This window comes from Flavobacterium aurantiibacter (genome assembly GCF_002251775.1).
In the GTDB taxonomy this organism is placed as follows: domain Bacteria; phylum Bacteroidota; class Bacteroidia; order Flavobacteriales; family Flavobacteriaceae; genus Flavobacterium; species Flavobacterium aurantiibacter.
The window spans coordinates 1-1,811 of sequence record NZ_NOXX01000021.1; the positions used below are offsets into that span (position 1 = coordinate 1).

General features: G+C 33.5%; 2 protein-coding genes. One reads left to right on the top strand and one right to left on the bottom strand.

Going from position 1 to position 1,811, the window contains the following annotated elements; genetic code table 11:
* Nucleotides 1-276: 276 nt before the first annotated feature.
* Complete coding sequence (locus tag CHX27_RS00195; RefSeq protein ID WP_094484783.1) at nt 277-1,182, top strand: IS982 family transposase; 906 nt, start codon at nt 277-279, stop codon at nt 1,180-1,182.
* 23 nt (nt 1,183-1,205) lie between these two features.
* Here CHX27_RS00195 and CHX27_RS00200 read toward each other — a convergent pair whose 3' ends face one another.
* Nucleotides 1,206-1,691: a GNAT family N-acetyltransferase gene (locus tag CHX27_RS00200; RefSeq protein ID WP_094484784.1), complete on the bottom strand. Its 486-nt coding sequence runs from the start codon at nt 1,689-1,691 to the stop codon at nt 1,206-1,208.
* Nucleotides 1,692-1,811 lie beyond the last annotated feature (120 nt).

Sequence of the window (1,811 nt, forward strand, 5' to 3'; positions counted from 1 at the left end):
TTATTTTTATTGGTTTGGGGTGTCTCTGTAAAATGGCACATAACGTTTTCCGTGTAGGCGATGTTACCTTGTGTTGCGCCTGCGGCAAGGCAATATTGCTTACACGCTGTTATAAGTTGTAGGGCGGCACAGATTATTACATCTTGTTTGTTCATTGTCTTTTGTTATTTATTTAACGTGAGTTCGATATAAAATTCTGAAGATTTATTCTAATCAAGCGAATTGTTTTGTATATTTAATGTGTTGAAAATCAAATAACTAACAAAACAATTCGCCATGATTAATAAGGATAAAATTATAGAAATATTTGTATCTATTGACGATTTCTGTCAGATTTTTGAACCTGAATTGAATAAAAAGTTGATCGGTAAAGCTAAAATCCGCAATAAACCTTCCAAATTATCAATGTCTGAAGTGATGACAATTGAGGTAGCATTTCACCATTCAGGATTTAAAAATTTTAAGGAATTTTATCTCGGCTATGTTCAAATCCATTTGCGAGATTTGTTTCCAAATACAGTTAGTTATAATAGAATGACTGAGCTTTGTTCAGCCAGTATGCTTCACTTGTTTGCCTATCTGAAAAGTTTTGGTTTGGGAGATTGTACGGGAATTAGTTTTATTGATTCGACTCCGTTAAGAGTGTGTTCTAACAGAAGAATCTATCAACACAAAACATTCAAAAATATTGCGCAAAGAGGTCAATGTTCGTTAGGGTGGTTCTATGGATTTAAACTTCACATTATCTGTAATGACAAAGGAGAATTGGTAGATATGGCAGTTACACCAGGTAATGTTAACGACCGAAAACCTCTTTCTCGAAAATCATTTATTCACAAGCTTTGGGGCAAATTATTTGGTGATAAAGGATACATTTCAAAGCAGTTATTTAATGAGTTATTTGGTCAGGGAATCCAACTAATAACTAAACTGAAAAGAAACATGAAATCAACTATTTTGACACCTTTGGTAGATGCTGTTTTAATACGTAAAAGGGCAATCGTTGAAACAATAATTGATCAACTTAAAAATATTTGTCAAGTCGAACATTCTAGACATCGAAGTCCAAAAAACTTCTTCAATAATTTATTTGCTGCTTTGATTTCTTATAATTTTAATGATAAAAAACCATCGCTAAAATGGCAATTTGTTGACACAAAACAAATGTATTTGAATCTATAGTTATATCGAACTCACGTTATTTATTATCGAGTCATGTCGTACCTATCAAGGTCAGGACCATAACCTGCCTTTATCTTTGTAGTTATAGTCATTCCCATTTTTTCATAAAATGAATAAGTGTGTTGACTTGTCCCAAGCACTAAAATATGATTTGGCCATTCCTTATTAATAATTTCATTACGATATTTATAAAGTGCTGTTCCGTATCCTTGTTTATGAAAATTAGAATGAATCATTCCCCAAGCTAATCGAGCTTCATTTTTGTCTTTTACAATATAAAACCCACCGCAACCAATAATTCCAATCTCTGGATGTTCAATAACAAAATAAGCATCTTTTTTAGAGTTAGTGTATGTCGGGCTTTGGTATGTCGAGCCGTTACCGACTTGATGGTCTAACCAATCAATAAATAGGCTAAGTTCGCTTTTGTCGAAAAATTTAGGATAATTGCTTTGGAATATTTCAACGCACTTTTCTTTGTCCTCAGGTTTATATTGGCGTAAAATCATCACTGTTTGGTTAAATGTTCTTTGTCGAACGAGCTTTCATCCGCCCTATTACTTATAACGGTTTGCGGATTGGCGATAGGCGGGGCTTTTTAGCACTACACTTTCACTGAAGAACCGCAC

What these genes read in the sequence shown, in the direction of transcription:
- CHX27_RS00195 (WP_094484783.1), top strand. Translation starts at nt 277, where the DNA reads ATGATTAATAAGGATAAAATTATAGAAATATTTGTATCTATTGACGAT.
- CHX27_RS00200 (WP_094484784.1), bottom strand. Translation starts at nt 1,691, where the DNA reads ATGATTTTACGCCAATATAAACCTGAGGACAAAGAAAAGTGCGTTGAA.